Raw genomic sequence first — 24,429 nt, forward strand, 5'->3', positions numbered from 1 at the left:
CTCTGCGGTTGGGGGCGCTGCTCTGCCGTGCTGGGGTCGTCCTCAGCCGGGCAGGCCGGCCGGGGCGGGCGGCGCGACGGGCGGCAGCGGATCGAGTTCCCGGCCGTCGAGCAGGGCGCTGAATTCCTCGCCGCTGAGGGTCTCGCGGGTCATCAGGACCGTCACGATCTCGTGGACGCGGCCCAGGTGCTCGCCGATCAGGGCGATGGCGCGGGCGTACGCGGCGTCCATCAGGGCGCGGACCTCGGCGTCCACCTGCGCGGCGGTCGCCTCGCTGATGGGCAGCAGTTGCGACCCGCCGCCCAGGAAACCGCCCTCGCTGCTGGCCAGCGCGACCTTGCCGGTGTGCTCGCCCATGCCCCACTCGGTCACCATGCGCCGCGCGATGCCGGTCGCCTGCTGGAAGTCGTTCTGCGCGCCGGTCGTCACCTCGCCGAACACGACCTCCTCGGCGGCGCGGCCCGCCAGTGCCACGGCGATCATGTCCTCCAGTGCGGGGCGGGTGACGTGCAGGCGGTCGTCGGCGTCCGGCATCATGAACCCGGCGGCGCGGCCACGCGGCACGACCGTCAGTTTCGCCACGCGGTTGGCGTGCGGCAGGAGCTGGGCGGCGAGGGCGTGTCCGACCTCGTGGTACGCCGTGACCTTCCGGTCCGCCTCCCGCACCACCAGCGACCGCCGCTCCGGTCCCATCAGCACCCGGTCCCGCGCCTCGTCCACATCCCGCCCCACGATCCGCGTCCGCCCCGACCGCGCCGCCTGCAACGCCGCCTCGTTCAGCAGGTTCTCCAGGTCCGCTCCCACCATCCCCGCCGTCCGCCGCGCCACCACGCCCAGGTCCACCGACGCGTCCAGCGGTTTCTTCCGCGCGTGAATCCGCAGGATCTGCTCGCGGCCCCGCACGTCCGGCGCGTCCACCACCACCTGCCGGTCAAACCGCCCTGGGCGCAGCAGCGCGGCGTCCAGCACGTCCGGGCGGTTCGTGGCGGCCAGGATGATGACCTCCTGCCCGCTGGAGAAGCCGTCCATCTCGACGAGCAGCTGGTTGAGGGTCTGTTCGCGTTCGTCGTTGCCGCCCTGCATGTTCACGCCGCGTTTGCGGCCGACGGCGTCGATCTCATCGATGAAGACGATGCAGGGGGCGGCCTTGCGGGCCTGTTCGAACAGGTCGCGGACCCTCGCGGCGCCGACACCGACGAACATCTCCACGAAGTCGCTGCCGGAGATGCTGAAGTAGGGAACGCGGGCCTCACCGGCGACGGCCTTGGCCAGGAGGGTCTTGCCGCTGCCCGGGGGGCCGACCAGTAAGACGCCGTGGGGGATGCGGGCGCCGAGCTGGTGGTACTTCTCGGGGTGGCGGAGGAAGTCGACGACTTCCTGGAGGTCCTGCTTGGCCTCGTCGCAGCCGGCGACGTCAGTGAAGTTGAGTTTGATCTGGCCCTCGCTGATCACGGCCGCCTTCGACTTCCCGAACGTCCCCGCCGCGCCGCCCGAACTGCCCTGCCCGCGCATGCTGCGCCACAGCACCACCAGGATCAGCGCCGTCAGGACCAGCGGCAGCACCTGCACCAGCCACCCGAACGACGACCCCGCCTGCGTCACCTGCAGCGGCACCCGCGCCGCGCGGATGCGTTCCAGGGTCGCCCCGTCGGCCGGGACGACCAGCGAACGCGGGCGGCTGCCGTCCACGAAGGTCACGCTGGCCTGCCCCGCGCTGGACAGCACCACCCGCGACACCCGCCCCGCCTTCAGGTCCGCGAAGAACCGGTTGCTGGAGTATCCGGCCCCCGTCGCGTCCGGCGTGGCCCCCGGCGGCCGGGCCGGAGCGGTGTCCGACGGGGCGGTCGGCGCACTGGTCGCGGGGGGAAGCGCCGCTGGGGTAACCGCCGCCGGGGTGACCGCCGCGGCGGCCCCGTCCGGCGACAGGGCACCCAGCAGCAGCGCACCGACGGTCAGCGCGGCGACCCACCGGGCCACTGCACGTCGGGTCCCTGCACGTTGGGCCGCCACGCCTGGGGCGGCCGGGAATGACGGAACGCGGTTCATGCTCCATGCTACGCCGCTTTCCCGCCGGGCGAACGCACCCGCGCTGACCATTGGCTCCCCCGGCGGTCACCCCTGCGGGTGGAGCGCTCAGGTTTCCGTCAGGCTCGGCGGGTATGCTGACCGCATGCGCACTGCACTTCTGCTCGGCACGCTGGCCCTGGGTCTCAGCGCCTGCACCGTCACCGTCCGCCCCAACCTGGGCCTGCAGGGATCGGGCAGCAACCTGATCACCAGCCTCCGCCCGGACCGTGGCGAGGGCAGCACCTACGCCGTCGGCGAGCCGCTGCGCCTGAGCGTCACCACCCGCGCGGCCGGGTACGTCACGCTGATCGCCCTGCAGAGCAACGGGTACACCAGCACCCTGGTCCGCAACGCCTACGTGCCGGCCGGCACCACCACCTTCCCCCGCGCCCAGGACGGCGTGACGTACAACGTGGCCGAACCGCGCGGCCTGCAACGCGTGCGCGCCATCTTCACCCGCGTGCGCCCCACCACGGACCTCGTGCTGCGCGGCACGTACGACGACGGCCGCTGGAACGCCACCAGCAACGCCTACCTGCAACCCTACGACGCCGCCGACCGCGACGTGCAGGAAACCTACCTGTACATCCGCTGACGCCGCGCCGCGATAGGGGGGAATCCAGACCGGGTTCCCCCCTCGCCCGTTCAGCCCGCCGGGCGGGGCAGGCGGCCCCGGTGCGGCCGGCCCGGCAGGGGAGAGGCCGCACCCCGCCACGCACCGCACAGGGCGCGCACCGCCGCCACCCGCTGCCCCCCGGCGGCGTTCAGGGCGGCCGTCATGGCCTCCCGCTCGCCTCGCCGCTGCCCCAGCAGGAACAGCGTGCGGGCCTGCGCGAGTGCCGCCAGTCGTTCCGGGTCACGCGCGGGCAGCCCGGCAGGGGGCACAGCCCAGGCGTCGGCCGGGAAGCGCGGCGCGACCTTCTCTCCGTTCTCGGCCAGCCAGAACCACAGGCCCGCGCCGGTCAGGACACTGCGGGCCTGCACGCCCCGCAATTCGGGCTGTGCGTTCCAGCGCTGCGCGGCGGGCCGCGCGTACCCGCCGCGCAGCAGGCCCACCAGCCGCACGCGCCGGGTCACGCAGCGCCCATCCAGACCGTCCTCCTGCGCCCACTCGCGCAGCGTCCGGTGCAGCTCGGCGAACGTGCCGCCCGAGGCGACCACGTCCACCAGCGCCGCCCGGCGCCCTGAACGCACCAGTTCACGCGGGTGCAGGCCCGCCCCGGCCAGCAGGGGCCGCAGCGTCCGCACCTGCCCGGCGTTCAGCGTGGCGTGCAGCAGCGACACGTTCAGGCCCGACACCCGCCACGGCACGCCCACGCCCCACAGCAGCCCCCCCAGGTACGCCCGCAGCGGCTCGGGCGAGCGGCCCACGAACACCAGATCCGCGCCGCCCGCCGCGACCAGCACGCCCGCCAGCGCCGAGCGCAGTTCCGGCAGGAACACCTCCAGCGCGTCCGGACTGGCCGGAAGTGCCCCCAGGCCGTCGGCGCGGGTCACGTCCCACACGGGCGGCCCGGCACTGTGCAGCGGGTGGTGCCGGGGGTGGTGCAGCGGGCGCGGCGCGGTCATGGCCCCATGCTGCGCCCGGCGGGGCGGCCCGCGCATCGGCCAGCTGGCGCACGGTCCCCCCGGCCATTGCCGGTATGCTGACCCGCATGAGCCTGACCTTCGAGGACGCCAGCGCCCGCGTGGACGCCTACATCAGCCAGTTCCGGGAAGGGTACTTTCCGCCGCTGCTGATGCTGGCCCGCCTGACCGAGGAAACCGGCGAGATCGCCCGCGTCATCGCGCACGCCAGCGGCAAGACCCCCAAACCCGGCGAGGACCCCGGCGACCTGGAAATGGAACTCGCGGACCTGCTGTTCGTGACCATCTGCATGGCGAACGAACGCGGCCTGAACCTGGAACGCGGCTTCGAGCGCATGATGGCCAAGATCGAGAAACGAGACGCGACCCGCTGGACCCTCAAGGAACCCGCCGAGCCCAGCGCGCCCGGCAACACCGAGGTCACCCCGTGACCGGCGACCCCCGCTACCCGCTCGGGCCGATGCCCACCCCGCAGACCCTCACGCCCGTCGAGCGCGTCGAGGCCCTCGGGCAACTGTTCGCCCTGCCCGCCGACCTGTTCGACGCCGTGCAGGGCCTGACCGACGGGCAACTGTCCACCCCCTACCGCGACGGCGGCTGGACGGTGCGGCAGGTCGTCCACCACGTCGCCGAGAGCCACATGAACGCCTTCATCCGCCTGAAACTCGCGCTGACCGAGGACAACCCCACCATCAAACCGTACGAGGAGGACCGCTGGGCGACCCTCCCGGACCACGAACTGGTTCCCGACGTCAGCCTGAACCTGCTGGACGCCCTGCACTCGCGCCTGGGCATGCTGCTCGCCTCGCTGGAACCCGGCGGTCCCGACTGGACCCGCCCCTGGACGCACCCCGCGCAGGGCCGCACGTACACCGTGGACACCCTGCTCGCCATGTACGCCTGGCACGGACGGCACCACACCGCCCAGATCACCGCCCTGCGCGAACGGAGCGGCTGGTAGGTGCAGTTCGGCCCTGAACTCCACACGCCCGTCTCTCACCGCGCGGCGGGCGTGGTCATCCTGAACGCCGCCGGCGACCTCCTGATGGTCCGTGAGAACGGCGTGCCGGGCCAGCGGCAGAAGGCCGGTCTGTGGCACATCCCCAGCGGCACCGTCGAGGACGGCGAGAACCCCCAGGACACTGCCGTGCGCGAGGCATGGGAGGAAGCGGGCGTGCGGGTGCGCCTGCTGAAATTCCTGGCCGCGTACCTGGGTCACTTCCCGGACGGCGTGCCCGTCCTGCGGCACGCGTGGCTGGCCGAGGCCCTGCCGGACTCCACCTTCCGCCCCGCCCTGCCGGACGAGGTGACCGAGGTGCGGTTCGTGCCGAAAACCGAATTCGACGCCCTGTACGACGCCCGCCTGATCCGCATGCACCACACGAAACTGTTCTACGAGGACGCGCTGCGGGAACGGGGACGCTGACCGCCAGGGCAGCCAGAGCCGGGGCGGAACGCGTCAATCTGCGTTCCGCCCCGGCGGGTGGCCGTGCCCGTGTAGACCCTTACTCGTACCCGAGTTCGCGCAGGGCTTCCTCGTCTTCGCGCCAGTTGTTGATCACGATGACTTCCAGGCCTAGGTACACCTTGCGGCTCAGGAACACTTCCAGCTGCTTGCGGGCAGCCTGACCGATCTCGCGCAGCTGCTTGCCGCCCGCGCCGATGACCATGCCCTTGTGGGCGTTCTTCTCGACGACGATCTCGCCCTCGATGCGTTGCAGGCCGTCCTGCCGCTCGGTCCAGGAGTTCACGCGGGTCGCGACGGCGTACGGCAGTTCGTCGCGCAGTTTCTTCATGGCTTCCTCGCGGATGATCTCGGCCGCCCACTGCTCGCGGGTCTGGTCGCTGGCGGCGCCCTGCGGGAAGAAGAAGGGGTTTTCCGGCAGGGCGTCCAGCAGCTGTTCGCGCAGGGTTGCCACGGCGGCCGGGTTGTTCTGGGCGCTCAGCATGGTCTCGCTGGTGTCGTGCTCGCGACCCTCCAGCAGCGCGCGGTACAGCTTCATGGCCTCGTCGGGGTACTTGGCGGCGTCGGTCTTGTTGCCGACCATGAACACGGGTTTGGGCAGTTCGCGGATCTGCCGGGCGACCAGCTGGTCCTCGTCGGTGGGCGGGTGGCGCAGGTCCACGACCCACACGACGGCGTCCACGTCGGCCAGGGCGCTGTGGACCTCGTGGTTCATGTACTTGCCCAGGGCGTCCTTGGCCTTGTGCATGCCGGGCGTGTCCACGAACACGATCTGGCGTTCACCGCTGGTGTGGATGCCGCGCACGCCCCGGCGGGTGGTCTGCGGGCGGGGGCTGGTGGGGGCGACCTTGGTGCCCAGGAAGCTGTTCAGCAGGGTGCTCTTGCCCACGTTGGGTTTGCCGATAATGGCAATGAAGCCCGAGTGGGTCTGTTGCTCTCCGGTGGAGGAAAAATCCGTCATCGGGTTCATTCTCTCATGCCGCGCGCCGCGCAAAGGTGCCGGGGCGGGTTCAGCGGGTGCGGCGGGCCTGCACGCGGCCGATCAGGCGGGTCACGACCGCGCGCGGCAGCAGGCGGGGCAGCAGCGTCTGCACGCGGTTCAGGCGGCCCGCCACGACCACCCGCTGCCCCACGAGCAGGCCGCGCACGCCCTGACGGGCGACCTCGTCGGCACTCAGGATGACCAGCCGGGCGGGGCCGTTCAGCAGGTCGCTCTCGCCCAGGCGACTGACCGCCTGGAATCCGGTCTGGACCGGGCCGGGGCACAGCGCCGTGACGGACACGCCGCTGCCCGCGACCTCCTCGGCGACGGCCTCGCTGAAGCTCAGGACGTACGCCTTGGTGGCGTAGTACACGGCCATCAATGGCCCCGGCTGGAACGCGGCGGTACTGGCGACGTTCAGCACGCGCCCGCGCCCGCGCGCCAGCATGTCCGGCAGGAACGCGCGGGTCAGGCCGGTCAGGGCGCTGATGTTCACGGCGATCATGCGGTCGATCTCGTCGGAGGGCTGCGTGCTGAACTCGCCGTAGCCGCCCAGCCCGGCGTTGTTCACCAGGATGTCCACGTTCAGGCCGCGTGCCTGCACGGCGGCGTGCAGCTCGGCGGCCGCGCCGGGCCGGTTCAGGTCGGCGGGCAGGACGTGGACCTGTACGCGGTAACGCGCGCCGAGTTCGGCGGCCAGGGCGTGCAGGCGGTCCTCGGTCCGGGCGACCAGGATCAGGTGCGCGCCGTGCGCCGCGAGCTGCCGCGCGAGGCTCTCGCCGATGCCGCTGCTGGCCCCCGTGATCAGGGCGGTCGAGGTACGCATGTTCAGGGCGGGCGGGGCCGGAGGCTGGGTCATGCTTCACAGCATGCTGCAACGCCGTCCCGGCGGATCGACCCTGCATGAAGACACCGTGAAGTGAACGGAGGGTCAGTGGAATGCAACTTCCCTGACCGGCCCCCCGTACTCTGGGGCATGAGAAACCCCGTCACCGGACCGGAAGCGACCGTGCAGAACATGTTCGCGCAGAGCACCGCCGTCCTCACGCAGCCCAGCCCCGCCACCTTCGAACGCTACGAGCGCGGAGGCGGCCTGCGCAGCGCCCTGACGTACGTGATGGTGGCCGCCGTCGTCTCGGCCGTGATTGCCGCCGTGTTCTCGTTCCTGCACACTGACGTGACCTTCTTCGGGCAGCTGTTCAGCCGCCTGATCGGCGTGCCCGTGGGGTTCCTGATGTTCACGGGCGCGGTGTACCTGATCGGCCGCACCCTGTTCAAGGGCACCGGCACGTACCCGGAAGTGGCGTACACCTTCGCGCTGTTCTACGTGCCCATCAGCATCGTCATGACCCTCCTCGGCATCATCCCGATCCTGGGGTGGCTGGTCAGCCTCGCCCTGAGCCTCGTGCTGGTGTACTTCGGGTTCCTGGCCGTGCAGAGCAGCATGAACCTGCGCGACCAGACGCAGGCCGCCGTGACCCTGGTCCTCGCGTGGATCGCGCAGGCGGTCGTGGGTCTGATCGTGGCGGGCGTCGTGGGCGGCCTCTTCGCGGTGGGCCGCGCCGTCACCGGCGGCTGAACCGCACCTGACCACGGGGCGGGGCCGGTGTCGGAAACGACCGGCCCCGCCCCCCTTCTGCCGGCCGTTACTGGTCGCCGTAGACGTGGACCGCCACGTCCATGCGGCCCTGCCCGCCGCCGTAGTACGTGCCGCGCACCGGGGAGACGTCGCTGTACTCGCGGCCGTGACCGATCTTCACGTGCTTCTCGCGCGCCACGCAGTTGTTCGTGGGGTCCAGGCCCAGCCAGCCGTACCCCGGCACGAAGCACTCCACCCAGGCGTGCGTGGCTTCCGCGCCGACCATCTCGCCGCCGCTGTACAGGTAGCCGCTCACGTACCGCGCCGGAATGCCCAGTTGCCGCGCGACACCCAGCATCGCGTGCGTGAAATCCTGACACACGCCGCGCTGGTGCGTGGCGAACTCCGCCAGCGGCGTACTGACGGTCGTGGCCTGCGTGTCGTACGTGAACTGCCGGTACAGCTGCGAGTTCAGGTCCGTCAGGAACGACGGCAGGTCGTCCCCGGCGGCCGGACGGGTCACGCCGAACAATTCCGGCCACGCGCCGCCGGGCACGCGCGGACTGGCGACCAGGAACTCGGTGTGCTGCCCCCGCAGCGCCCCCAGCGTTCCGACCGTCACGGCCGCCGGGTCCGGCACCGGGTGCGTGTCCACGATCGCCTGCGCCTCGATCAGCAGGTGCGTGTGCGGGTCGTGCACATGCACGTGATGCACGATCGCCCCGAAGTAATCCTTGTGCGAGGTCACCTCGGCGTCCGGCGCGACGTGCAGGTGGAAGGACCGCACCGTCTGCCGCGTCTCCTGGCTGGGGTGTAGCCGCACCTGATTGAACGAATCCCAGGCGGGCCTGGGGTACCGGTACTCGGTGGTGTGCCGGATCTCGCAGCGCATCAGCCGTGTCCTCCCGCGCAGGTCCGGGCGGCGCCGGCCGGTCCCGCTGAGCCGCTCCCTGTCGGCACGTTCATTCCTGCTGGAAGTACGCCGCGTCGATCGCGCCGCCCACCCGGTTGATCTCCACGAGCAGTTCCGGCAGCGTCGGGCCCGGCGTGCCCAGCACGTCGTCGATCCGCGCGTACTGCAGGCGCGCGACCAGCCAGCGCGACAGCCGCAGGATCTCCGGGTGCGCGCCCGGATGGCAGCGGTCGATCTGCGTCAGCGCCTCGTGCAGATGCTCGGCGCTGTAACGCACGCTGCGCGGGAAGTACTCGTCGAACAGCAGGAAGCCCGCCACGCCGCGCGGATCGATGCCGCTGTGGACACTCTTGCGGTACGCCTCGAAGGCACTCGCGCCCTTCAGGACACTCACCCAGCGCTGCTCCTGAAGGGCCCGCCACGTCGGTTCCGCCGGACTGCCCGCCGGGTCGTCCGGGCTGTCCAGCCGCGCCTGCAGGACCCGCACGGTGTTGTCTGCGCGTTCCAGCAGCTGCCCGCTGCGCAGGAACGACCACCCCTCGTCACGCGGGAGGGTCGCGAACGCGATCCCGAAGAAGAACTGCGCCGCCTCGCGCGCCGCCACGCAGTACTCGTACAGGCCGTCGCGGTCCATCACGTCGCCCGTCTCGAAACACAGGTTCAGGTACGAACGGTTCAGGGCCTCCCACATCTCGCTGGGAATGCGGTCACGCAGGCCGCGCGCGTTCTGCCGGGCCCGCGCGAGGCTGCTGGCGATACTGGACGGGTTGTCCTGATCGAAAGCCAGCCACGCCGTGGCGCTGCGGGTATCCACCCGCCCGTAACGCTCGATGACCGGCCCCTCGCCCCCCGTGAGTTCCAGCAGGGGCCGCCAGTGCTCGCGGACCCGCCCGGCGGATTCCAGCGTGGCGTAGTAGTTGACGTTCAGCAGGCGCGCGGTGTTTTCGGCGCGTTCCATGTACCGCCCGATCCAGTAGAGGTTCTCGGCCAGTCGTGACAGCAGCAGCATCAGTTCTCCTCTCCGGCCGGGGCGGCGCCCAGCTCGGTCTTCTCCAGCTGCTGCTGGTACGAGTGCGCGCCGCCCTGCGCCTGGACCTGCCCCTGACGCTGGGACTGGCCCTGCGTCTGACCCTGTCCCTGGGATTGACTCTGGAATTGGCCCTGGAATTGGTTCTGACGCTGCGTCGACCCCTGCCCGGGCAGGGGGTCGCCGCCCGGCGCGGCACCGGGCGCGGGATCGCCGTGCAGGTGCTGCGTCATGCCCTGCGCCTGCCCCGGCCCGTCGTGATCGAGCACCCAGGTGTCCTTGCTGCCGCCCCCCTGCGAACTGTTCACGACCAGACTGCCGCGCGTGAGGGCCACCCGCGTCAGGCCGCCCGGCACGATCGTCACGTCCCGCCCGAACAGCACGTACGGCCGCAGGTCGATGTGCGCGCCCTCGAACGCGCCGTTGTCCGGGTACAGCGTCGGGTGGCGCGACAGGCCCACCACCGGCTGCGCGATGAACTCGCGCGGATTGGCCCGCACCCGCTCCAGGTACGCGGCCGTCTCCTCGCGCGTGGCGGCCGGACCGATCAGCATGCCGTACCCGCCCGCCTCGCCCACCGACTTGAACACCAGCTGCGGGGCGTTCGTCAGCATGTGTTCCAGGTGATCGGCGTTCCAGCCCAGGTACGTGGGCACGTTGTTCAGCAGCGGCGTCTCGTTCAGGTAGTAGCGGATCATGTCCGGCACGTACGCGTACACCGCCTTGTCGTCCGCCACGCCCGTCCCGACCGCGTTCGCGATCGCCACGCGGCCCTGCCGGTAGACCTCCATCAGGCCCGCCACGCCCAGCGAACTGTCCCGCCGGAACGCCAGCGGGTCCAGGAAATCGTCGTCGATGCGGCGGTAGATCACGTCCACCTGCCGTCGCCCGCCGGTGGTCCGCATCCAGACCCGCCCGGCGTCCACGAACAGGTCACGGCCCTCCACGAGTTCCACGCCCATCTGCTGCGCCAGGTACGCATGCTCGAAGTACGCGCTGTTGTACATGCCGGGCGTCAGCACCACCACCGTCCCGCCCGGCTTGGGACTGACGGCCTGAAGGTTCGCCAGCAGCGCCGTCGCGTAGTGCTGCACTGGCCGCACACCCTGCCCCTCGAACAGACCGGGGTAGATGCGGGTCATGGCCTGCCGGTTCGCCAGCAGGTACGACACGCCGCTCGGGGACCGCAGGTTGTCCTCCAGCACCAGGTACTCGCCCCGCTCGTCGCGGATCAGGTCGGTGCCGACCACGTGAATGAACACCCCGCCGGGCGGCGTCACGCCGTGCACCTCGCGCCGGAAGTGCGAGGACGTGAACACCAGCTCGGCCGGGATCACGCCGTCCGCCAGGATCTGCGCGCCGCTGTAGATGTCCGCCAGGAACGCGTTCAACGCCCGCACCCGCTGGGTCAGGCCCGCCTCCACGTGCGCCCACTCGGACGCCGGAATGACGCGCGGCACCGGATCGAACGGGAAGGTCCGCTCGGTGCCCTGCGCGTCCCCGTACACCGTGAACGTGATCCCCTGGTTACGGAACGCGGCGTCCAGCAGGTGCCGACGCCGCTCGAATTCCGGCACGCCCAGCCGCTCCAGGTACGCGCGGACACCCTCGTAGTGCGGCCGGACCTGCCCGTCCGCAGTGAACATCTCGTCGAAGAATCTGCTGCCCGGATCGTACTTCATGCCATCTGTCCCCCTGCTTGCGGCGCGTTGCCACAAGATACGCGTTCCGGCGCGGCCCTCCGGGCGCGCGGCGCAGACAGCGGCCCGACCGGCAAGGGACCATGAAGGCCCGCCCCCGACTTACACTGCCAGCCATGACCAGCAACGCCGACACCCCCATCACCCCCGACGACCGCGCCCGCCTGGACCCGGTGTTCATGCAGGTGATTCTCGACGCGCAGGCCCAGGCGCAGCAGACCCAGCCCGCCCAGAGCGGCAACCTGGCCGCCATGTTCCACCGCGAGACCGTCACCGACGCCCTGCAGGGCTGCGCCATGCTGATCGCCGGCTGGAACCAGGGCCGCGTGGACGAGGCCGGCCTGACCCGCGCCGCCAAGGCCCTGCGCGCCCTGGACCTCACGGACCTCGCCGGACGCCTGGAGAACCTGCGGAACATCGCCGCGCCGCAGGACTGACACGGACTCCGGTTGAAAGGCTCTGCACGCCGTTCAGCCGGAGGCAGGTCGTCCGGTCCCCGCCCAGGTGGCCGGGCCTGGACAGATTTCTGACACTGCCCTAGACCGCCGCCGCGACCCCCGCCGCGCCCGCGCCCTACACTGCCCGCATGACCCCGCGCGGCGCTTTCTTCTATTGGTTCGGTACCCACCGGGCCTAGCAGCGCTGCACCCCGCCGCCCGGTGAGCCTCCAGAGGCCACCGGGCCTTTTCTTTCCCCCCCACCCCCGAGGAACCCCCATGACGCACCCCGATCCCATCATCGAAGCAGGCCGCACCGAGAACCTGAACGTCAGCGGGTTCACGCCGCTGATCACCCCCCGCGCCCTGAAGGCCCGCTGGCCCCTGACCCCGCAGGCCGAGGCGACTGTGCTCGCGGGACGCCGTGCCGCGCAGGACATCCTGCACGGCCGCGACGACCGCCTGCTGGTCGTGGTGGGCCCCTGCTCTGTCCACGACCACGAGCAGGCGCTCGACTACGCCCGCCGCCTCGCCGCGCTGCGCGAACGTGTGAAGGACCGCCTGGAAGTCCACATGCGCGTGTACGTGGACAAACCCCGCACCACCGTCGGCTGGCGCGGCTACCTGCTTGACCCGGACATGAACGGCACGAACGACATCAACAAGGGCCTGGAACTGACCCGCCGGCTCATGGTGCAGGTCAGCGAACTGGGCCTGCCGGTCGCCACGGAACTGCTTGACCCCTTCGCGCCGCAGTACGTGTTCGACGCCGTCGCCTGGGCCTGCCTGGGCGCGCGCACCACCGAAAGCCAGACGCACCGCGTCATGAGCAGCGCCGTGTCCGCCCCCATGGGCTTCAAGAACGGCACCGGCGGCGGCATCAAGCTCGCCGTGGACGCCATCGTGGCCGCCGCCGCCCCGCACGCCTTCTTCACCATCGACGACGACGGACAGGCCTGCATCGTCCACACCCTGGGCAACCCCGACGGGCACGTCATCCTGCGCGGCGGACGCGGCGGTCCCAACTACGCCCCGCAGTTCGTGAAGGAGGCCGCCAGCCTCATGACCGCCGCGGGCCTGACCCCGGCCGTCATGGTGGACTGCTCGCATGCCAACAGCGGCTCTGACCACACCCGCCAGAGCCTCGTGTGGCGCGACGTGCTGCACCAGCGCGCCGCCGGGCAGAGCGCCGTGCGCGGCCTGATGATCGAGAGCAACCTCCGCCCCGGCAAGCAGGCCATCCCCAAGGACCTGAGCACCCTGGTGCCCGGCCTGAGCGTCACCGACGCCTGCGTCGGCTGGGACGAGACCGAAGCGTTGCTGCTCGAAGCGCACGCCGCGCTGGGCCAGCAGGCGGCGGGCCGCGAGACCGTCACGGGCTGACCCCCCGCTGAAGATCCCCCACCCCGGCGCGCGTCCAGGGTGGGGGATCTTCCGTTCAGGTCAGGGGTTCTGCACGAGCCTGAAGTCGCGGAAGCTCAGGCCGTAGCTGCTGCCGGGCGTGCCGACCGCGCCCAGAATCTGGAGTTGCGCGGCGGGGTTCGTGGCGGCCGCCGTGAAGGTGTACGTGAAGGTCTGCTCGGTGGCGCTCAGGGCGGCGGTCTTGTCGAGGTAGCGGGCGTAGCTGCCGCCGTTCTCGCCGATCACCACGGCGACCTCGCGGGCGTCGGTGGCCTTGCCCTTGAAGGTCAGGGTGTAGGACTTCCCGGCGGTCAGGGGCACGTCGGTCTGGTTCAGCTGCACGTGCCAGTTGTTGGCGGGGTCCACGTTCTTGACGTTCAGGGTGACGGTGCCGCCGCTGACGCTGGTGGTCAGGCGGTCGGGCACGTTGCTCCAGGTGCTCCAGTAGGCGGTGCCGGGCACGCCCGCGATGCCGGGGTGGTTGGGGCTGTCCTGCGTGAACGCGGCGTTGTACAGCAGGTTCCCGTCGGCGGCGGGCGGTCTGGCCCCGGCGGCGTTCCCGACGCGTTTGACGAGCACGTTGTCGATCCAGACGGCGCCGGTCCCGGCGTTCCCCAGGTTGAATTCCAGGCGGGTGGCGGCGTCGGTGGTGGCTTTCATGTCGAAGGTAACCGTCTTGCGTTCTTTGGTGGTGCCCAGTTGCAAGGTCTGCTCGCCGGAGTATGCGGCGTAGCCCCGGTCCGGGCCGCCGCCGACCTTCAGCATCATGGGCCGCGCGGTCTGCGCCCAGGCGTCGAAGGACACCTCGTACTTCCCGCCGCTTTCCAGGTTCAGGCCGTCCTGCCGGACCTGCACGGCGTAGTTCACGGTGCCGGGGTTGGTGATGTCCACCTTCAGGGCCTTCCCGGCGGCCGCGTCGTTGCTCAGGGTGGCCTGCCCGTCACTGCGGAACAGGGTCCAGTACGCGCTCTGGGTCACGCCGTCCAGGCGGGGGGCGTCGCTGGTGACGCGCGGGTCCGTGTCGGCCCAGTCGAAGGATTCGTTGTAGACGAGGTTCCCGTCCGGCTGGGCGGGGCGGGCCACGGCGGGCGTCCAGGGGAATTTCGTGGCGGGGCGGGGGCCGGCGCTGGCGGTCTCGCCGGTCAGGCCGTACACGCGCACGTAATCCACGCGCATCTCGGCCGTGCCCGGCGTGCTGGCGTTCGGGTTGCCGTCGAAGTTGCCGCCCACCGCGAGGTTCAGCAGCAGGTGGAACGGCTTGTCGAACGGGGCGGGCCAGGGGTGCAGGTCGGCGTCGCTGGTGGGGGGCGTGCCCTTGGCGCTCCACCAGCCGGTCTTCTCGCTGGTCAGTTTGCCGTCGATGAACCACTGGATCTTGCCGGGCGTCCACTCCACGGCGTAGGTGTGCCACTGGTCCATGGTGCCGCCGTTCGGGAAGTTCACGGTGGTGCCGGAGTACACGTTGTTCGGCCACTGCCCGCCGTAGTGCAGGGTCTGCGCGAGTTCCGTGGGTTTGCTGCCCCAGCCTTCGGCGATGTCGATCTCGCCGCCGGCGGCCCAGGTGCCGTAGGGGCTGGGTTCTTCCGGCAGCATCCAGATGGCGGGCCACAGGCCCTTGCCGGTCGGGAACTTGGCGCGGATCTCGAAACGGCCGTACGCGCGGCTGAACTTCCCGGCGGTGCGCACGCGGGCCGAGGTCCAGTCGAAGGTGCTGGTCTGGCCGTTCGCGGAGCCCTGGTATGCGCCCCGGCGGGCCGTGATGATCAGTTCGCCGTTCTCGACGCGGACGTTCTCGGGGCGGTCGGTGTAGTACTGGAGTTCGTTGTTGCCCCAGCCGCTCACGTAGTCGTTTCCGGACATGAAGCCGTTGCCGATCTGCGGGGTCCAGCGGGCGCTGCTGAGGGTGGTGCCGTTGAACTCGTCCTGCCAGACGGCCTGCGGTCCGGTGGGGCCGGAGCGGGCGCAGCCGGCCAGCAGCGCGGCGCACAGGGCGAGGGTCAGGGCGGACGGCAGGTGGGATCGGTTCATGGCGGGCTCCTTGCAGGCGTGCCGTGTGGGTCGCCCCGCTGCGGATCAGTGGGGGAGACGGTGGTGGGCGGGTGGCCCGTCGGGTTGCGCTGTCCTTCCGAGCGTAAGCATTTCTGAAAGCGCTGTCAAGGGTCCGCAGGTCAGGAGTCCGACCCGGATCGCCGGGCAAGGGGGATCTGGAACAGCCCGCCGGGCGGGACTTTTCCGGATTTCATGGCGTGCGGCCCTGCTGACGCCTCAGGTGAACCGGTTCCACCCCGGAGGCCGCAAAATCACTGGTTTTGAAAGGCCTTTCAGAGCATGAAGGCCCGAACCATCAGAAACCGTGACGGTTCCCGGCGTTCCCGCCCACACATCCCGGCCCGCCCACGCGCCACACTCGGAAGCATGAGCCCCACCCCTGCCAAGCGCCCCGGCGGCGGCCGCCCCCCCAGCCAGCGGCCCAGCAAACCCTGCGCCCACTGCGGCCTGCCCTTCACGTGGCGCAAGAAATGGGAACGCGACTGGGACCAGGTGAAGTACTGCTCGGACCGTTGCCGCGCCGCCGCCAAGCGGGACCGCCCATGACCACGCCACCCGCCCCCACTCCGCCCGGCCCCGTCTACGGTCTGGTCTGCCTGACCGCCGGCCCCGAGGTCCGCTTCCGGACCATCACGCTCACCCGCTACCGCGCCCTGACCCCTGCCGCCCGCGAGGGCACGCTGCTGGACCTGTACGCCGACAACATCGCCCGGCTGCGCGCCGCCGCCGCCTTCTGTCAGGCGCGGGGCATCCGCCTGTACCGCCTGAGTTCCAGCCTGTTCCCGATGCTGGACCTCGCCAGTGACGACGTGGGCGCCGCTGTCCTGACCCACCTCGCGCCGCAGCTGACCCGCGCCGGGCAGGCCTTCGCGGACGCCGGCATCCGCGTCCTGATGCACCCCGAACAGTTCATCGTGCTGAACAGCGACCGCCCCGAAGTCCGCGAGAGCAGCCTGCGCGCCATCCGCGCCCACGCCCGCGTCATGGACGACCTGGGCCTGAGCCGCACCCCCTGGAACCTGCTGCTGCTGCATGGCGGCAAGGGCGGGCGCGCCGCCGAACTGCGCGCCCTGATCCCCGACCTGCCGGACGCCGTGCGCCTGCGCCTGGGCCTGGAAAACGACGAACGCGCCTACAGCCCCCGCGACCTGCTGCCCGTCTGCGAGGCCACCGGCACCCCGCTGGTCTTCGACGCGCACCACCACGTCATCCACGACCGCCTGCCCGACCAGGAACACCCCAGCGTCCGCGAGTGGGTCCTGAGCGCCCGCCGCACCTGGACCCCCCCGGACTGGCAGGTCGTACACCTGAGTAACGGCATCGACGGCCCGCAGGACCGCCGCCACAGTCACCTGATCACCCACCTGCCCAGCGCCTACCACGACGTCCCCTGGATCGAGGTCGAGGCCAAGGGCAAGGAAGAAGCCCTGGCTGCCCTGAGCGCCCCCACCTGACGGGCCCCCGCTCCGCACACCCCACAGAAGCCCCGCCCCGCACGCGCTACGCTGCGGGGCGTGAATGTTGTCGTGTTCGACCTTGAAACCACGGGCCTCTCACCGGAGCGGGACGGCATCGTGGAAATCGGCGCGGTGCGGATCGTGGACGGTCAGGTGCAGGAACACCTGAAGTACGAGACGCTGGTGCGCCCCACCACCCCGGACGGGCAGACCCTGATGATCCCCTGGCGCGCCGAGCAGGTCCACGGCATCAGCAACGCCATGGTCCGCGCCGCCCCCACCATCGCGGAAGTCCTGCCGGAATTCATCGAGTACGTGAACGGCTGGCCGGTCGTGGCGCACAACATCGGCTTCGACGGCGGGTTCATGCGCGCCAACGCCCAGCGGCACGGCCTGACCTGGGCGCCCGCCAGCGAACACTGCACCGTGCAACTCTCCCGCCGCGCCTTCCCCAAGGAACGCGCGCACAACCTGACCGTCCTGGCCGACCGGCTGGGCCTGAATTTCGCGCCCGGCGGCCGCCACCGCTCGTTCGGTGACGTGCAGGTGACCGCGCAGGCCTACCTGCGCCTGATGGAACTGATCGGCGTCCGGGCCTAGACGCGGCAGGAGAAGGCGGGAACGGCCTTCACGGCCCTCTTCCCGCGGCCAGCCTTACCTCCGCGCGGCGGCCGTTCCGGGGCGGGGGACCAGCACCAGGGCGTTGGGGACGCTGCGGCTCCAGACGGTGTTCAGGTAACCGCCCAGGTCGGCGTACCCGCCCGTGACGTACGCCGTGGCGCTGCTGCCGCTGTCGAGGCGCACGGCGTCCCGCAGGCCCGCGCCGGCCAGCGCCGCCGCGAAGGTCTCGGGACTGCCGTGTTCCAGGTAGGCGATGGTGGGCTGGCCGCCCAGCGTTCCGAACGCCACCTGCCGGGTGGGCCGCCAGATGCTGGCGCTGGTGTTGAAGCCCTCGCGGGCCGGGTCCAGCACGACCTTGCCGCCCTGCAGCAGCAGCGGCCCGGCACTCAGGGCGTCCACCGCGCCGTCCCAGGGTGCGTCGGCGCGCCAGTTCAGGCTGACGGTCAGGGGCGCGCCCGCCGAGCGCGGCAGGTGCGGGTAACGGGCCGGGTCGAACGTGAAACTGAGCGTCCCGGCGGGCGGCGTGACCGGGCCGGTCAGGGCGCGCAGGACCGCGCCACTGCCCGGCGCGGCGTACAGGGTGGTCAGGCCGTCCGCGCCGACGCTGCTGCGCCCGTCCCCCACGAACGCGGTCAGCAGGTCCGGGGCGGGCCGGGCGCGCACGCTGTTCACGGTGACGCTGAACGGCGCGCCCTGACTGTCCGTGCCGCTCAGAACGTAGCGGGGGCGGGGATAGCCGAACAGCGTGTCGCCCCGCGCCGTGACGCCCAGCGTGGCGCGTTTCTCCAGGCTGCCGGCCGTCATCAGGCCGCCCACGGCGACCAGATCCACCGGGAGGCTGCTGGCCGGGTCGAAGTACCCGCCGTTCACGCCGGCCACGCCGCCCACCGACCGCACGAGGTCCGCCACGCCGCTCGTCCGGCCGGCCGGGGCGCTCACGACGCGGGTCTGGTACTGCGCCGGGTCGAAGCTCAGCAGGTGCAGTTTGCCCTGCTGCCGGTACGTGACGCCGGGCGCCAGGGCGTCCGGGTTGATGGGCGGCGGCACGCGCGTGTCGGTGTAGGTGGTCGTGTCGATGACCACGCGGGCCGGGTTGTCCAGCGTGAAGATCTCGCTGCGGCCCCCGCCGGTGCCGAGCCGGACGGCCGCGCCGGTCGCGGTGGGCTGCACGGACAGCTGATCGCCGGACTCCAGTTTCTGCGTGACGGGCGCGGCACTCACGCCGGGCAGCGTGACGATCAGCCCGGCCGCCTCGCGTGTCACGGTCAGCGGCACGAGGCGGGCGTCCGGCACGTTCAGTTCCAGCACGACGCGCTGCACCTCGACCGTGCGGTGCAGCGCGCGGCTCACGCGGACCGTGCCGAGCGACGCGACCGGCGTGAAGGTCGGCGCGGGCGGGACCGGCGCAGGGGGAGTGGGGGCCGGCAGTGCCGGCGAGGGGGTCACCGGGGTCGGCGTCACGGCCGCCGGGGAAGGGGTGGGCGTGACCGGGCTGGCAGGCGTTGCCGTGGTGGGCGAGGGCGGCAGCGTCTCTGCGGGCACCTGCGCGGGCGCCGCGAAATCCAGCAGGTCCGGGGCGTCCGCCGTGACGGTCACGCCCAGCAACGTCAAGGCCTGAAGCGGCACGAACAGGCTGCCGCCCGCCAGTTCCGGCAGCGGCAGTTTCGCGTTCAGCGTGAACCCCACCGCCCGCCAGCCGGTCTGCGGCGAGAAGCGCAGCTCGCGCGTCACCTGCTGGCGCGTGAACTGCAGGCGCAGGTCCTGCGGGTCGTTCCGGACGGCGACCCCCAGCCTCGGGAGGGTCCACACGGCCAGCGCCTCGCCCCCCGCGAACTGCCGCGAATCGAGCGCGGCACTCTGCCGCACGCCCCCGATCGCGACCGGCCGCGCCGACGCGGCGCCGCCCAGCAGCGCGCTCAGCAGCAGCACCCGCCAACCCGACCCGGCGCGCGGCAGGAATGGCCGTGCAGAACGACGAAAAAGAAGCAAGCGGCGCAGGTTCACGCGGGCGAGTGTAGCGCCCACGGGCGGGGCGGCGGGTGAGCGGCCCGTCAGCTCCGGGCGGCAGCGGTCCGGGGCGCGCGGCGCGGAGTTTCTCACGCGGCCCGGCAGGTCCGTCAGGCTCTTGTGTGAAAGGCTTCCTATACTGCGGCGTATGATCGAACCTTCACTGGCGCTGTACGGCGACGCCTTCGAGCGCGTGGATCAGGTGATTCAGGACCTGCTGGAAACCACGGGCGTCCGCTACGGACTGCTCGTCGACCGCAAGGGTTTCGTGCTGTCACACAAGGAGGCGCTGTGGGCGCCCCGCCCCCCGGCCCTGGACAGCGTCGCCACGCTGGTCGCCAGTAACGCCGCCGCGACCGCCGCGCTGGCGAACATGCTGGGCGAACGGACCTTCAGCGAACAGATCCACCAGGGTGAGAATGGCACCCTGTACGTCGAGTCGGTCGGCACGGACTCGCTGCTGACCCTGATCTTCGACGCCAGCGTCCCGCTCGGCAAGGTCAAGCTGTACGCCAAGAAGAGCATCACGCAGATCGCCGCGATCCTCGAGGAACTCAAGGACATCCCCCCGGTGCAGCTCGGTGAGGATTTCAGCCAGGGTGCCAACGCCCTGCTCGACGACCTGCTCGGCTGAGCCGCACGCGCCCCGGCCTGACCTGCCCGTTTCCCTCACCCTGACCCGGCGTCACAGGAGAATCCGTCCATGAGTACCATCAACTTCGCTGCGCGCGAAATCAACTGCAAGATCGTGTACTACGGCCCCGGCATGAGCGGCAAGACCACCAACCTCAAGCACGTCTTTTCCAAGGTGCCCGGCCACCTGCGCGGCGAGATGGTCAGCCTGGCCACCGAGGACGAGCGCACGCTGTTCTTCGACTTCCTGCCGCTGGACCTGGGCACCGTGCAGGGCTTCAAGACCCGCTTCCACCTGTACACCGTGCCGGGGCAGGTGTTCTACAACGCCAGCCGCAAACTGATCCTGCGCGGCGTGGACGGCATCGTGTTCGTCGCGGACAGCGCCCCCAACCGCCTGCGCGCCAACGCCGAGAGCATGCGCAACCTGCGCGAGAACCTTCAGGAACACGGCATCGACGTGCGCGACGTGCCCATCGTGTTGCAGATCAACAAACGCGACCTGCCCGACGCGCTGCCCACCGCCATGATCCGCTCCGTGATCGACCCGAAAGGCGAACTGCAACTGTTCGAAGCGATGTCCGACAAGGGCGTGGGCGTGTTCGAAACCCTCAAGACCGTCAGCCGCCTCGTGCTGGAACGCCTCTCCCAGAACAAGTAGCCGTCGCACCGGACAGGCAGCAACGTGGGCAGCGGGGAATTCCCTCCGCTGCCCACGTTCTGTCCTGTTACCTGCTGTCTCCTTCAGTCGGCGCTGAGGGGCAGGGCGCCCGGACTCTCTTCCGGCAGGTGGCGGCGCACCTCGCGCATGGCCGAGTGGATGACCCCCAGGGCGAGGCTCATGGTGAGCATGCTGGAAAAGCCGTAACTGACCAGCGGCAGCGGCACGCCGGTCACGGGGAACACCCCGGCCGCGACGCACAGGTTCACGAAGGCCTGCCCGACGACCATGAACATCGCGCCGATGGCGAGGATGCTGGCGCCGTGAATCTCGGGAGTCATGGGGCGCACGCGGCTGGCGAGATGCGCGACTTCCAGCGCGGTCGCCACGATCAGCCAGTACGCGAACATCAGCATGGCGACGCCCAGCAGCCCGGACGTGAAGCCGACCGACGCGACGATCATGTCGGTGCGTTCCGCGAAGTACTCGTAGCGGGGGCCGTCCGGGCCCAGGCCCCACAGGCCGCCGAAGTTCAGGTCGCGGTGCGCCATGCCGATCTGGTCCAGGCCCACGCTGACGTCCTCCTCGCGGGTCTGGTGGCCGTTCCAGCGTTCCAGGATGTACGGGTGGGTTTGCAGGTACAGGCCGGCGAACGGCAGGGCGATCAGGCCCAGCGCCAGCATGAAGCCGCCGATCTTGGTGATGCGGACCCCGGCGGCGTACATCAGGATGATCCCCAGCCCGAACATCAGGACGCTGGTGCCCAGGTCCGGCTCGAAGAACACCAGGGCGGTCGTGACGACGATCATGCCGGTCGCGCTGATCAGTTTGTTCTGCACGCCCCGCCGGGAGAAGAACGACGCGAGCATCAGGACCAGACCCAGTTTCGCCATCTCGGAGGGCTGGAAGCGGAACGGGCCGCCGAAGTCCAGCCAGCGGCGCGTGCCGCCACTTTCCTGCGTGCCCTCCCCGATGAAGAACACCAGCAGCAGCAGCACCAGCGTCACGCCCCACACGGCCGGCCCGATCTTCAGGAAGGTGCGGGGCCGCAGCCGGGCGACCAGCAGGGTGGCCAGCAGCGCCAGCAGCGCCTTGGCGCCGTGATCCACGATGTGTTCCGGTTCGACGGCTGCGATGCCCAGCAGGCCCAGGCTGAGCAGCAGCACCTGCGCGATCAGCAGTTGAACGCTCACCCGTGACCCCCGGAGCGGGCGGCGAGGGCCTGAGCGGCGCGGCGGAAGCTGTCGCCCCGCTCGCGGTAATCCCGGAACTGGTCGAAGCTCGTGCCGATCGGGGCCAGCAGGACCGTGCCGGCCCCCTCCAGGGCGTCCAGGCCGGCCTGCACGGCCCGGTCCATGGACTCGTCGCCGGTCGCGCCCGGCACGGCGCGGTAGGGGAGACCCAGCCCGCGGGCCAGCGCCTCGCCGTCCTCACCGAACGCGATGACCTGCCTGACCCGCCCGGCCGCCGCCTCCCGCAGCGGGGCGAGGTCCGCGCCCTTGTCCCGCCCGCCCACCAGCCACGCGACCGGCGGCGTGGCCCGTTCCAGCGCCGCCTGCACCGCCAGCGTGCGCGTGGCGATGGAATCCTCGATGAAGCGCACGCCGCCCACGCGGGCGACCGTCTCGAACCGCCCCTTCACGGGCGCGGCCGTGCCCAGCGCGCTGGCCAGCACCGCCGCGTCCACCGGGCGACCAAGGTGGCGCAGCAGGGCCTCGGCCGCCAGCAGCGCCGCCGCCGCGTTCGCCGGGTGGATTCCCTCGGGCAGCGCGGCGGCGTCCAGCACGGGCGTTCCGTCGGCCAGCGCCAGCCGGGCGGGCGTGAAGGGCTGAAGGCGGGCCCGCGTGGGCACCGTCAGGTCCGCCGGGACGATCAGCACGTCCCCGGCCTCCTGCGCCGCCGTGATGTTCAACTTGGCCGCGTGGTACGCCCCGACCGTGCCGTGCCGGTCGATGTGATCCACGCCCAGGTTCGTGATCACCGCGACCGGCAACCTCACGCCCGGCACCCGCTCCAGCTGGAAGCTCGACAGTTCCACGACCGCCACCTGCGCCGTGTCCACCACGTCCAGCAGCGGCGGGTCGATGTTCCCCCCCTCACGGGCGTTCAGGCCGCAGGCGCGCAGCAGGTGCGCGACCAGCACCGTCGTGCTGCCCTTCCCGGCCGTGCCGGTCACGCCCACCATCGGCAGGCCGGGCCGCCGCCGCGCCGCGAGCGCCACCTCCCCGATCACCTCGGCCCCCGCCGCCCGCAGCGCCGTCAGGTCCGGATGGTCGATGGGCACGCCCGGCGCGGCCACCACTGTCCCGTACGGCCGCGTCACGTCGCCCTGCGCCCAGCCGAGTTCCTGCATCAGCGCGAGGTCCTCGGGGGTGGGGCGGGCGTCCAGCCACTCGGCCCGCAGGCCCTCCCGCGCGAGGAACCGGGCGGCGCCGCGCCCACTGCGTCCCAGTCCGTACACCAGCACCCTGTCAAGCTTCACGCCACCCACCATAGAACAGCGTCCCTCCCCTTGTGTTCTGCGCTTCCCTCAGACGACAATCGCCGTGACCCGCCCCGCCCGGAGGTGCTCCCCGATGCCCACCCGCCCCCCGCGACCCGCCCTGCTGCCTGCCCTCCTGCTGTCCGGCGCTGCGCTGGGCAGCGGGAACCCCCCACCCGCCCCGCCCTGGACGCCGCCAGCCCTGGACACCCCCGTGCGCGAGGTCGCGGTGGCGGCTGCGCCCGGCGGCACCGTGTTCCTGGCCACCCTCAGCGACAGCGGGCGTTTCAGCAGCGGCCGGGGCACCTTCACCGCCCGCACGCTGCGCGCCTGGAAAGCCGCGCCCGGCGGCCCCTGGACGCCGCTCCCCCGCCAGGACGGTGCCGGGGTGGGCGGCGCGTTCGGCCTGAACGACTGCCACCCCCGCCCCGCCGCGAACCTGAACCTCAGCGCCGACCGGCACGGCAGCGCCGTCCTGGTCTGGAACGAGAACTACGGCGACAACGACATCGTGCAGCTGCGCGCCCTGCGGCCCGGCGGCTGGACCGACTGGCCTGGGCGCTACCTGGGCGACGACCTGCCCTACGCCGCCCGCACCCGCGCCGTCGCCGCCTGGAAGGGCGAGGCGGTCCTCGCCTGGGGCGAGTGGCTGCGCCGCCCCGACGGCAGCCAGCTCACGGTCCGCCGCTGGAACGACACCCTGAACAGCTGGGTGCGCGGCCCGCAGTTCAACGAGCGCGCGCAGTTCTCCCGCACGCCCGCCCTGGCCCTGACCCGCGCCGGACAGCCGGTCGTGGCGTGGCTCCAGGGCGACGTGATCGCCAGCCGCGTCCTGGCCGCCCGCTGGGACGGACAGGCATGGCAGGCGCTCGGCGGCCCGCTCAACCGCCACGCGCCGGGGTACGTGGCCTCCACCCGCCTCGTGCTGGACGGCCAGGACCGCCCCATCACCGCGTGGCTGGAGGACCACGCCGGACAGGACACCCTGTACGCCGCCCGCTGGGACGGCCGGCGCTGGCAGCCGCTGGGCGGCCCGCTCAGCGCCGCGTTCGCCTCCGCCCCCACCCTGAGCACCGACCCGGCCGGGTACGCCGTCCTCGCCTGGGTGGAGGAACGCGGCGGCCGTGGGCAGGTCCACCTCGCCCGCTGGACCGGCCGGCACTGGCAGCCGCTGGGCGTGCAGAACCGCGATCCGCGCCGCGACGCCCGCAGCCCCAGCGTCGCCACCGACGACGCCGGACGCACCACCCTCGCCTGGAGGGAAGACGGGGGCGGCGTCTACCAGATTCAGCTCCAGCAGATTCAGACACGGCAGTTCTGACAGCAGTTTTCAGGGGTGTTGAGGGGTTCCCTCAGCACCC

At 71.6% G+C, this 24,429-nt stretch carries 24 protein-coding genes; 13 read left to right on the forward strand and 11 right to left on the reverse strand.

Annotation, left to right across the window (positions count from 1 at the left end; all coding sequences use genetic code 11):
- Nucleotides 1-42 precede the first annotated feature (42 nt).
- Nucleotides 43-2,046 carry an ATP-dependent zinc metalloprotease FtsH gene (gene ftsH / locus CBQ26_RS03320; protein ID WP_088247164.1) on the reverse strand — a complete coding sequence of 668 codons (2,004 nt, stop codon included), beginning with the start codon at nucleotides 2,044-2,046 and terminating at the stop codon, nucleotides 43-45.
- A 124-nt stretch (nucleotides 2,047-2,170) separates the two neighbouring features.
- Between ftsH and CBQ26_RS03325 the strand changes: the two genes are divergently transcribed.
- Nucleotides 2,171-2,662, forward strand: a complete 492-nt coding sequence (locus tag CBQ26_RS03325; RefSeq protein ID WP_088247165.1) for a DUF4384 domain-containing protein — start codon at nucleotides 2,171-2,173, stop codon at nucleotides 2,660-2,662.
- 50 nt (nucleotides 2,663-2,712) lie between these two features.
- On the opposite strand, the gene CBQ26_RS22775 is transcribed toward CBQ26_RS03325, so the two are convergent.
- Nucleotides 2,713-3,636 (reverse strand): hypothetical protein, encoded by a 924-nt coding sequence (locus CBQ26_RS22775; RefSeq protein WP_088247166.1) that lies wholly within the window; start codon nucleotides 3,634-3,636, stop codon nucleotides 2,713-2,715.
- An 86-nt stretch (nucleotides 3,637-3,722) separates the two neighbouring features.
- Between CBQ26_RS22775 and CBQ26_RS03335 the strand changes: the two genes are divergently transcribed.
- The 3 genes from CBQ26_RS03335 to CBQ26_RS03345 are packed head-to-tail and all read left to right on the forward strand — an operon-like array spanning nucleotide 3,723 to nucleotide 5,080.
- On the forward strand, nucleotides 3,723-4,085 hold the full coding sequence (locus tag CBQ26_RS03335; RefSeq protein ID WP_088247167.1) for a nucleotide pyrophosphohydrolase: 363 nt from the start codon (nucleotides 3,723-3,725) through the stop codon (nucleotides 4,083-4,085).
- Nucleotides 4,082-4,615: a YfiT family bacillithiol transferase gene (locus tag CBQ26_RS03340; protein WP_088247168.1), complete on the forward strand. Its 534-nt coding sequence runs from the start codon at nucleotides 4,082-4,084 to the stop codon at nucleotides 4,613-4,615. The genes CBQ26_RS03335 and CBQ26_RS03340 overlap by 4 nt, the downstream gene beginning before the upstream one ends.
- Nucleotides 4,616-5,080 (forward strand): Nudix hydrolase, encoded by a 465-nt coding sequence (locus CBQ26_RS03345; RefSeq protein ID WP_088247169.1) that lies wholly within the window; start codon nucleotides 4,616-4,618, stop codon nucleotides 5,078-5,080.
- Between the two features lie 79 nt (nucleotides 5,081-5,159).
- On the opposite strand, the gene era is transcribed toward CBQ26_RS03345, so the two are convergent.
- On the reverse strand, nucleotides 5,160-6,080 hold the full coding sequence (gene era, locus CBQ26_RS03350; protein WP_088247170.1) for a GTPase Era: 921 nt from the start codon (nucleotides 6,078-6,080) through the stop codon (nucleotides 5,160-5,162).
- Between the two features lie 49 nt (nucleotides 6,081-6,129).
- Nucleotides 6,130-6,960 carry an SDR family NAD(P)-dependent oxidoreductase gene (locus CBQ26_RS03355; protein ID WP_088247171.1) on the reverse strand — a complete coding sequence of 277 codons (831 nt, stop codon included), beginning with the start codon at nucleotides 6,958-6,960 and terminating at the stop codon, nucleotides 6,130-6,132.
- Nucleotides 6,961-7,077: 117 nt separating this feature from the next.
- On the opposite strand from CBQ26_RS03355, the gene CBQ26_RS03360 reads away from it, so the two are divergent.
- Nucleotides 7,078-7,680, forward strand: a complete 603-nt coding sequence (locus CBQ26_RS03360; protein ID WP_088247172.1) for a YIP1 family protein — start codon at nucleotides 7,078-7,080, stop codon at nucleotides 7,678-7,680.
- Between the two features lie 67 nt (nucleotides 7,681-7,747).
- On the opposite strand, the gene CBQ26_RS03365 is transcribed toward CBQ26_RS03360, so the two are convergent.
- The 3 genes from CBQ26_RS03365 to CBQ26_RS03375 all read right to left on the reverse strand — a co-directional run bounded on the left by CBQ26_RS03365 (nucleotide 7,748) and on the right by CBQ26_RS03375 (nucleotide 11,302).
- Entirely contained in the window at nucleotides 7,748-8,572 is an 825-nt protein-coding gene (locus tag CBQ26_RS03365) for a transglutaminase family protein (protein WP_088247173.1), read from the reverse strand.
- 70 nt (nucleotides 8,573-8,642) lie between these two features.
- Complete coding sequence (locus CBQ26_RS03370; RefSeq protein WP_088247174.1) at nucleotides 8,643-9,602, reverse strand: alpha-E domain-containing protein; 960 nt, start codon at nucleotides 9,600-9,602, stop codon at nucleotides 8,643-8,645.
- The gene (locus CBQ26_RS03375) at nucleotides 9,602-11,302 is read right to left on the reverse strand and encodes a circularly permuted type 2 ATP-grasp protein (protein WP_088247175.1); all 1,701 of its coding nucleotides are present in this window, start codon (nucleotides 11,300-11,302) and stop codon (nucleotides 9,602-9,604) included. Before CBQ26_RS03375 ends, CBQ26_RS03370 begins: the two co-directional genes overlap by 1 nt.
- A gap of 134 nt (nucleotides 11,303-11,436) precedes the next feature.
- On the opposite strand from CBQ26_RS03375, the gene CBQ26_RS03380 reads away from it, so the two are divergent.
- Both CBQ26_RS03380 and CBQ26_RS03385 read left to right on the forward strand, forming a co-directional pair.
- Nucleotides 11,437-11,757 carry a hypothetical protein gene (locus CBQ26_RS03380; protein WP_088247176.1) on the forward strand — a complete coding sequence of 107 codons (321 nt, stop codon included), beginning with the start codon at nucleotides 11,437-11,439 and terminating at the stop codon, nucleotides 11,755-11,757.
- Nucleotides 11,758-12,036: 279 nt separating this feature from the next.
- Nucleotides 12,037-13,140: a 3-deoxy-7-phosphoheptulonate synthase gene (locus CBQ26_RS03385; RefSeq protein ID WP_088247177.1), complete on the forward strand. Its 1,104-nt coding sequence runs from the start codon at nucleotides 12,037-12,039 to the stop codon at nucleotides 13,138-13,140.
- Nucleotides 13,141-13,200: 60 nt separating this feature from the next.
- On the opposite strand, the gene CBQ26_RS03390 is transcribed toward CBQ26_RS03385, so the two are convergent.
- Entirely contained in the window at nucleotides 13,201-15,186 is a 1,986-nt protein-coding gene (locus CBQ26_RS03390; protein ID WP_088247178.1) for a carbohydrate binding domain-containing protein, read from the reverse strand.
- 387 nt (nucleotides 15,187-15,573) lie between these two features.
- Here CBQ26_RS03390 and CBQ26_RS03395 point away from each other — a divergent pair, with 387 nt between their 5' ends.
- From CBQ26_RS03395 to CBQ26_RS03405, 3 genes are read left to right on the forward strand one after another with little or no spacing between them, the layout of a single operon-like run.
- Complete coding sequence (locus tag CBQ26_RS03395; RefSeq protein WP_088247179.1) at nucleotides 15,574-15,753, forward strand: DUF2256 domain-containing protein; 180 nt, start codon at nucleotides 15,574-15,576, stop codon at nucleotides 15,751-15,753.
- A complete protein-coding gene (gene uvsE / locus CBQ26_RS03400; protein ID WP_229844402.1) occupies nucleotides 15,750-16,661 on the forward strand; it encodes a UV DNA damage repair endonuclease UvsE in 912 nt (303 codons plus the stop codon). Before CBQ26_RS03395 ends, uvsE begins: the two co-directional genes overlap by 4 nt.
- Nucleotides 16,662-16,721: 60 nt before the next feature.
- Nucleotides 16,722-17,264, forward strand: a complete 543-nt coding sequence (locus CBQ26_RS03405) for a 3'-5' exonuclease (RefSeq protein ID WP_088247181.1) — start codon at nucleotides 16,722-16,724, stop codon at nucleotides 17,262-17,264.
- Nucleotides 17,265-17,318: 54 nt separating this feature from the next.
- On the opposite strand, the gene CBQ26_RS03410 is transcribed toward CBQ26_RS03405, so the two are convergent.
- The gene (locus tag CBQ26_RS03410; protein WP_172417947.1) at nucleotides 17,319-19,214 is read right to left on the reverse strand and encodes a phosphodiester glycosidase family protein; all 1,896 of its coding nucleotides are present in this window, start codon (nucleotides 19,212-19,214) and stop codon (nucleotides 17,319-17,321) included.
- 226 nt (nucleotides 19,215-19,440) lie between these two features.
- Between CBQ26_RS03410 and mglB the strand changes: the two genes are divergently transcribed.
- Nucleotides 19,441-19,926: a GTPase-activating protein MglB gene (gene mglB, locus CBQ26_RS03415; RefSeq protein ID WP_088247182.1), complete on the forward strand. Its 486-nt coding sequence runs from the start codon at nucleotides 19,441-19,443 to the stop codon at nucleotides 19,924-19,926.
- A gap of 69 nt (nucleotides 19,927-19,995) precedes the next feature.
- On the forward strand, nucleotides 19,996-20,586 hold the full coding sequence (gene mglA / locus CBQ26_RS03420; RefSeq protein ID WP_088247183.1) for a GTPase MglA: 591 nt from the start codon (nucleotides 19,996-19,998) through the stop codon (nucleotides 20,584-20,586).
- Between the two features lie 83 nt (nucleotides 20,587-20,669).
- Here mglA and CBQ26_RS03425 read toward each other — a convergent pair whose 3' ends face one another.
- Complete coding sequence (locus tag CBQ26_RS03425) at nucleotides 20,670-21,779, reverse strand: FtsW/RodA/SpoVE family cell cycle protein (protein WP_088247184.1); 1,110 nt, start codon at nucleotides 21,777-21,779, stop codon at nucleotides 20,670-20,672.
- Nucleotides 21,776-23,080, reverse strand: a complete 1,305-nt coding sequence (murD, locus tag CBQ26_RS03430) for a UDP-N-acetylmuramoyl-L-alanine--D-glutamate ligase (RefSeq protein ID WP_088247185.1) — start codon at nucleotides 23,078-23,080, stop codon at nucleotides 21,776-21,778. Before murD ends, CBQ26_RS03425 begins: the two co-directional genes overlap by 4 nt.
- 82 nt (nucleotides 23,081-23,162) lie before the next feature.
- Between murD and CBQ26_RS03435 the strand changes: the two genes are divergently transcribed.
- A complete protein-coding gene (locus CBQ26_RS03435; protein ID WP_088247186.1) occupies nucleotides 23,163-24,389 on the forward strand; it encodes a hypothetical protein in 1,227 nt (408 codons plus the stop codon).
- Nucleotides 24,390-24,429: the final 40 nt, after the last annotated feature.

The sequence above is a fragment of the Deinococcus indicus genome (genome assembly GCF_002198095.1).
Classification (GTDB): domain Bacteria; phylum Deinococcota; class Deinococci; order Deinococcales; family Deinococcaceae; genus Deinococcus; species Deinococcus caeni.